6 protein-coding genes are annotated in these 6,195 nt (G+C 73.3%); 1 reads left to right on the top strand and 5 read right to left on the bottom strand.

Features of this window, described 5'->3' with window-relative positions:
* Nucleotides 1-18: 18 nt before the first annotated feature.
* Nucleotides 19-1,257 (bottom strand): CynX/NimT family MFS transporter, encoded by a 1,239-nt coding sequence (locus ACFVHO_RS00555; protein WP_385708019.1) that lies wholly within the window; start codon nucleotides 1,255-1,257, stop codon nucleotides 19-21.
* A gap of 154 nt (nucleotides 1,258-1,411) precedes the next feature.
* Between ACFVHO_RS00555 and ACFVHO_RS00560 the strand changes: the two genes are divergently transcribed.
* On the top strand, nucleotides 1,412-2,347 hold the full coding sequence (locus ACFVHO_RS00560; protein ID WP_385708022.1) for a carbohydrate kinase family protein: 936 nt from the start codon (nucleotides 1,412-1,414) through the stop codon (nucleotides 2,345-2,347).
* On the opposite strand, the gene ACFVHO_RS00565 is transcribed toward ACFVHO_RS00560, so the two are convergent.
* From ACFVHO_RS00565 to ACFVHO_RS00580, 4 genes are all read right to left on the bottom strand, one after another.
* Nucleotides 2,334-2,840 carry an NUDIX domain-containing protein gene (locus ACFVHO_RS00565; protein WP_385708025.1) on the bottom strand — a complete coding sequence of 169 codons (507 nt, stop codon included), beginning with the start codon at nucleotides 2,838-2,840 and terminating at the stop codon, nucleotides 2,334-2,336. The two genes, ACFVHO_RS00560 and ACFVHO_RS00565, sit on opposite strands and share 14 nt — an antisense overlap.
* Nucleotides 2,841-2,936: 96 nt before the next feature.
* A complete protein-coding gene (locus tag ACFVHO_RS00570; protein WP_385708028.1) occupies nucleotides 2,937-4,232 on the bottom strand; it encodes a UbiD family decarboxylase in 1,296 nt (431 codons plus the stop codon).
* Nucleotides 4,229-4,867 carry a phosphoribosyltransferase gene (locus tag ACFVHO_RS00575; RefSeq protein WP_385708031.1) on the bottom strand — a complete coding sequence of 213 codons (639 nt, stop codon included), beginning with the start codon at nucleotides 4,865-4,867 and terminating at the stop codon, nucleotides 4,229-4,231. Before ACFVHO_RS00575 ends, ACFVHO_RS00570 begins: the two co-directional genes overlap by 4 nt.
* Nucleotides 4,864-6,021, bottom strand: a complete 1,158-nt coding sequence (locus ACFVHO_RS00580) for an IMP dehydrogenase (RefSeq protein ID WP_385708034.1) — start codon at nucleotides 6,019-6,021, stop codon at nucleotides 4,864-4,866. Before ACFVHO_RS00580 ends, ACFVHO_RS00575 begins: the two co-directional genes overlap by 4 nt.
* Between the last annotated feature and the right edge of the window lie 174 nt (nucleotides 6,022-6,195).

Consider the following 6,195-nt stretch of genomic DNA (forward strand, 5'->3'; position numbering starts at 1 on the left):
GGAGGCGTGAACCACTAGCTACGCGTGTGACAAATCCGGCGCGGACGCCGCGCGCGTCGCGAGGCACAGCAGCACCGTCCCCGCGCCGGTGCCGACCAGCAGGCACGGGCCGACCGCCCACCAGCCGTCGGCCACGGTGACGGCGAGGCCCACCAGGGGCGGGGCGGCGAGCGCGCCGATGCTGCCGAGTTGGGCGACCAGGCCGTTCGCGGCGTCCATGTCGGAGGTGGCGCGCACGGCGAGGGGAATGGCCGCGAAGACCGACGCCACGACCAGTTCGTTGCTGAGCGCGACCACCAGGGCGCTGCTCACGGAGCCCCAGGTGCCGCCCACCCCGCCGAAGGCGGCGAACGCTCCGGCCGGCATGAGCAGCGCGACCAGGAACAGGTGCTTCACGTCCTTGCCCCGGCGCAGCAGGGCGCTGGCCAGGAAGCCACCGGCGACACCGACGAAGGACACGATGCCGGTGAGCGTTCCCGCGGTCTCGGTGGGGACGTCGAACTCCTCGTGCAGATACGTGGGGTAGAGGGTGACGCAGGTGACGATCGCGCCGCTGATCGTGGCGAAGCCCGCGCCCAGCGCGATGGGGCGCGCCAGCCTGCGTACACGGCTGCGCAGGTTTCGGGGGTGCCCCTTCGCACTGACCCCGTGGGCGGCGCGCGCGGGTGCCGGGCGGCCTGCGGCGATGTCCGCGGGCAGCCGCGTCGTCGCGACCGCGACCACCAGCGTCACGGCCCCCGCGATCGTCAGCCAGCCCTGCCAGTCGAACCACGTGGACAGGACACCGCCCGCGAACGAACCGACCGCGAGGCCCACGGGCATGAACGTGCCCCAGATGGCGAGCGCGGACGTCAGTCGGCTGCCGCTGCCCAGGCCGAAGAGCAGGACCGGCGCGACGATCACCACGATCACGTAGCCGACACTCTCCAGCAGCCGCCCGCCGAACAGCGCGCCGAAGCTCCCGGTGTGGGCGCAGAAGAGGCCCGCGACGCCCATGACGACGAGGCCGCCCACCAGCATCCGGCGCGGGTCGTAGGGACGCAGCAGATAGCTGACGAGCAGACCGAGGACGGCGGCGACGGCCGTCACCAGGGAGGCGAGGAGCGCCACTTGACTGAGAGAGAGCGACAACTCCTCTCGCATTTCCACGGATACCGGCGTAATCTTCCCCATACTGGTCGCGGCGGTGACGCCCGCGAGGTAGATCAGCCAGAACTTCCACCAGAAGCCGGGCGCCTCGGCGGTGTCCGAAGGCACGTCAACTCCGTGGCTCCGTACGGCTTTCTCAGCCTTCTCTTCCACGACGTGAGATTTCCTCTGGGTCCGGGGACACGACTTCTCTGAGCGGCACGACTTCTCTGGGCGGCACGACTTCTCTGGGCGGCACGACCTGTTTCGGGGGCACGATCCAATGAGTGATCGACGCGACCACCTCGGCGACATCGTCGTCATGGGCTCGCTCGTGCTGGACCGCAAGTACTTCAGCGCGGGAACCCACACCTCGGCTGCCGGTCGCCGGACGCAGGCGGTCTGGAGCGTGGAGCGGCATCACGGCGGCGTGGGCCGCAACGTCGCGGTCAATCTGGCGAGGCTCGGCGCCCGGCCGACCTTCGTGGGCCTGTCCGGGTTCGGCCCGGACGCGGCGGCGTTGGAGGACGAGCTGACACGCCTCGGCGTCCGGCTCCAGGTCCTGCGCACCGCCGACGGCGTGGGCCGCTTCGACGTCACCCTGGACGGCTTGCGTCGGCAGATCGCCTCGCGCATCGCCCTGCCCGACCCCGCGGCGGCCACGGCCCTGCGCGGCCCCGCCCTCGACACCCGCGTCGCCCGCGCCCGAGCCGTCGTCGCCGAGGGCGGCCTCTCCGAGGAGCTGCTTGCCCGGACGTCCCGGCAGGCCCGACGGCACGGCACCCTCATGTGCTGCATGCCCACGCGCCAGACCGACTTCGGCCCGCGCGCCCATCTGCTGCCGCTGTACGACGTCCTGCTCCTGAACGCGGGCGAGGCCCGGCAGCTCCTGGGCCGGGCCGGGACGCCGACCGAGCAGGCCGCGCGGCTGCGTCATCTGGGCCCCCGCACGGTCGTCGTCACCTCGGGCGCGGCCGGGGCCGCCGTGGCCAGCGCGGAGTACGACGGGATCCTGTTCCTGCCCGCCGAGCACGGCACCTGCGCGGACGACACGGGCGCCGGAGACGCGCTCGCGTCCGCGTTCGTGCTCGCCCTCAGCACCGGCGCGAGCCCCCGGGCCGCCCTAGCCCAGGGGCTGCGGGCCGCCCGGGTGACCATCGCGTGCCGACAGAGCACCTGCCGTGCCGTGTCGGCCGCCGGGGCGCTCAAGGCGCGATGAACCGCTTGGTGGAGCCCACCCGGTGGGCGCGCATGGTGATGCCGTCCTCGGCGAGCCCCCGCGCGATGGTCTCGTCGTCGTAGGCGGTGAGACCGGCGTCGGTGAGGATCTGGTAGTCCGTGCAGTGCATCGCGATGTCCCCGGGGCGCGCCTGCCTGATCTCGCCCACGTTGTGGCCCTCGTAGCCCACGGGCAGCTCGTACGCCCGGTCGGCGAGGCAGGCGAACATCAGCAGGTGGTAGTCGCCCTCCGCCCACTTGCCGGTGAACTCGTAGACGGCGAAGAGGGAGCAGGACTCCACCGCGATGCCGGTCTCCTCGCGGGCCTCCCGCAGCGCGGCCGCCTCGGCGGCCTCCCCGCGCTCGATGCCGCCGCCGGGCAACAGCCAGCTCCCGGCGTACGGGCCCTTCAGCTGCTGGATGAACGTCACGGTCCCACCGGGGCCGGGAACCACGAGCAGCGCGGCGGGCAGCGCCTCTGCGAATCGACTCATCGTGCTCTGCGTCCTCGTTCCGTCGTCGTCAAGCGCTCGGTCGGTCTCGGCCGGTCGGTCTTAGTCGGTCGGTACTGGTCGGTCGGTACTGGTCGCTCAGTATTCGGTCGGCCGGCCCTCGGGCGGGATGACCAGGGCCAGACCTATACGTTCCCCCTCCACCCGTCCCTTGCGGTAGTAGGGCTCGGTGCGCGTGGTGAAACCATATGTCGCAAGGGCCTGGCCGGGGTTGGACAAGTCCGGGCCGCAGACGACCACCTTCGAGCGGACGTCGAAGGCCATCGCCTCCCGCACCAGTTCCGCGCTCGGTTCGTCGCATTCGATGTACGCCACGAACTCGCCCCGGGCCCGCAGGGAATAGCGCACGGACCTGATCGGGTGACCCGCCCCGCGCAGGTGGGCGTACATCAGGTACTCGTTCTGGAAGCTCATCAGAGTGAGCCCTGACTCGGCGCCCGCCACGATCGTCGGCATCGGCGCCCCGGGCGTGGCCGAGACACCGGTCACCGTGAGGACGTTGCTGCGGCGGGCCTCCGCGTAGTAGCCCTTGAACTCACCGAAGGGGCCCTCGACTTCGTCCTCCTCGTGCACGAGGCCGGTGATCACGTGCGTCGCGTCGTCCGGCACCGGCGGACTGCCCGAGGTGCCGATGCGGTGGCCGAGCAGGCGTGAGGCGATTTCGTAGTCGTCGCCCTCGGCGGGCAGGCGGGACGCCGCGACGACGGTGACCGCCGGGTCCGCGCCGAGGAAGACCGAGATCGGCATGGGGCGGCCGGTCGCCAGCCACTCCCGCAGGTTGCGGTGCCCGTCGGTGCGCGGGTCGAGGAAGATCCGCGCCCGGTCCGGGCCCACGACCTGGGCACGGTAGAACCCCATGTTGACGCCGCTGCCGTCCGGGCGGGTCGTCACACCGACCCCCGCGGTCAGGTAGGGGCCCGCGTCACCGGGGCGGTGCTGAAGCAGCGGCAGCTCGGCCATCAGGCCCGGCACGTCGCGCCGGACCACGACGCCCTGGCCGGGCACGGACGCGGTGGGAACCGGCCGCGCGAGGCGGTCGGCCATCTCCGGCAGGTGCTTCTCCTCGGAGGTGGTGAGCGCCGCAAGGAGGACGGCCCGTGGATAGGGGTGGCACAGCACGCGCGCCCCCGGCCGCTCGGTGAGGTGGGTGAACACCACCGTGGGCCGGGAGCCGTGCGTCCGCTCGATGTCGGCGACGGTGCGGGCCGCCTCGACGCGGGTGCTGAGCGGAGCGTCGTACGTGTACAGGTCGACGGCGTCGTAGCAGCCGGGCAGGCCGACCTCGGCGGCGCAGACGACACGCGTGAGGCCGCTGCCGGGGTAGCCGCCCTCGGTGTGCCGCCGCCCGCCCGGTCCGGTCGTGTCCGTGCTCATGGGCGCACCCGCAGTCCGGCCGGGAACGGGCGGCAGTCGGCGGTGGACTCGCGGGCCGTCTCCCAGGGGAAGACGATCCAGTCGTCGATGACGGCGGCGCAGTACTCGGGCACGTAGGCGCTGCGGTGGTTGCGGACGACCGCGGCGAACCTGACGTCGTCCGCCGCGAGGCCCGCGGCCTCCAGATAGTCGAGGATCACCGTGGCCGTCTCGCCGGTGCCCACGATGTCGTCGACGACCAGGAGCCGCCGGCCCGCGCCGAGCGGCAGCGGGGCCGCGCTGTCGACGACGGGTGGGGTCTTCGTGGCGTACCGGCTGTCGTCGGTCGTGCGCCGGACGCGCACGACGTACGTCGCGGGGACGTCGAGGGCGCACGTCAGATGCCCGGCGGGGGTGAGGCCGCCGCGGGCGAGCGCGAGCACCGCGTCGGGCACGAAGCCGTCCGCGCGCACCTGGTCGGCGAGGTCGTCGACGAGGGTGCCGAAGGAGGCCCAGTCCAGGAGGTAGGGGCCCCGCCGCGACCACATGCCGGGCGTCGCGGCCGGATGCCGGGACTCCTGCGCGCGGAGGGCGGCCGGTGACTCCTGTGGGAGGGGCGCGTGCGTTGACTTCGGGGCGAGGGGGATGTCCGTCATGTCCGTACGGCCTCCGCGACGTGGTCGACATCGATCTGCACCGAGCGCTCCCGGGCGTGCGGCCCGTTCTCCGCGCGGCCCGCGCCGGTGACGCGGATGAACTCGGCCTTCTCGCGGAAGGTTTCCAGGTCGGGCGCTCCGGAATAGCTCATCGCCGACTGCACGCCGCCGACGAGTTGACGCAGCGTCGTGGCCAGCGGCCCGGAGGCGGGAAAGGTCGCCTCCACGCCCTCGGGTACGTAGTCGTCGACCTCCTCCTGGGTGACCTTGCCGCCGTTCGCCCGGCGCAGCGTCAGCTCCATGCCGAGCGAGACGAAGCCGTTGCTGACGCGGTACGCCCGCCCATCCCGCTCCACGGGCGTGGCGGCGCTCTCGTCGGCGCCCGCGAGCGCGGAGCCGAGCATGACGGCGTGCGCCCCCGCGGCGAGGGCCTTGGCCAGGTCACCGGCCTGCCGGATGCCGCCGTCGGCGATGATCCGCACGCCCGCCCCGGCCGCCGCGGCGGCGCAGTCGAGCACCGCCGTCAGCTGCGGCACGCCGGTCCCGGCGACGAGCCGCGTCGTACAGACGCCGCCGGGGCCGATGCCGACCTTCACCGCCTGCGCGCCCGCCGCCGCGAGGTCGCGCACGCCCGCGGCGGTGGCCACGTTGCCCGCGATGACCGGGGTCCGGGGGTAGACCGCGGTCAGTTCCCGCACCGTGTCGATGACCTGGTCGCTGTGGCCGTGCGCCACGTCAACCAGGAGGATGTCGACGCCGAGCCCGGTCAGGGCCCGGGCGCGCTCGCGCCAGTCCCCCGTGACGCCGACCGCCGCGCCGACCACCAGACGGCCGTCGGCGTCCAGGGTCGCCCGGTCCTTGTCCTCGGCTCCGGGCTCGGCGGACTTGACCGCGTCGAGCTGCTGGGCCTGCTGGGCCACGGTCTGCATGCGGTGCAGGATGCCGACGCCGCCCCGCAGGGCCATGGCGCGGGCCATCCGGTCGCCCGTGCACCACTGGGTGTTGGCGGAGATCACGGGCAGGCGCAGCCGCAGGCCCGGGAGGAGGTCCGTCGCGGGGTCGGCCTGGCGTCTGCTCGTCAGCGCGGTGCGCTGGGGCACGAGGAGCACGTCGTCGAAGCTCAGGCCGGTCCGCGGCGGGTCGGTGATGCGCATGGGTGCGGTTCCCTCTCGCTGAAGTCGCTGGTGGCGCTGGTGTGGCCGGACTCATGGGTGTCGCTGGTGTGGTCGGACTCGTCGGACTCGTTGGTTGCGGCGGGCCTGGCGGGCCGGTCGGTCCCCCCAGGCCCGCCGGGCCCCCCGTCCGTCGATACCTTCAGTGACGGGTCT

The sequence above is a fragment of the Streptomyces sp. NPDC127108 genome, assembly GCF_042677545.1.
Taxonomy (GTDB): Bacteria; Actinomycetota; Actinomycetes; order Streptomycetales; family Streptomycetaceae; genus Streptomyces.

Coding starts and splice junctions, on each gene's coding strand:
- ACFVHO_RS00560 (WP_385708022.1), top strand. CDS start 1,412: ATGAGTGATCGACGCGACCACCTCGGCGACATCGTCGTCATGGGCTCG.
- ACFVHO_RS00565 (WP_385708025.1), bottom strand. CDS start 2,840: ATGAGTCGATTCGCAGAGGCGCTGCCCGCCGCGCTGCTCGTGGTTCCC.
- ACFVHO_RS00570 (WP_385708028.1), bottom strand. CDS start 4,232: ATGAGCACGGACACGACCGGACCGGGCGGGCGGCGGCACACCGAGGGC.
- ACFVHO_RS00575 (WP_385708031.1), bottom strand. CDS start 4,867: ATGACGGACATCCCCCTCGCCCCGAAGTCAACGCACGCGCCCCTCCCA.
- ACFVHO_RS00580 (WP_385708034.1), bottom strand. CDS start 6,021: ATGCGCATCACCGACCCGCCGCGGACCGGCCTGAGCTTCGACGACGTG.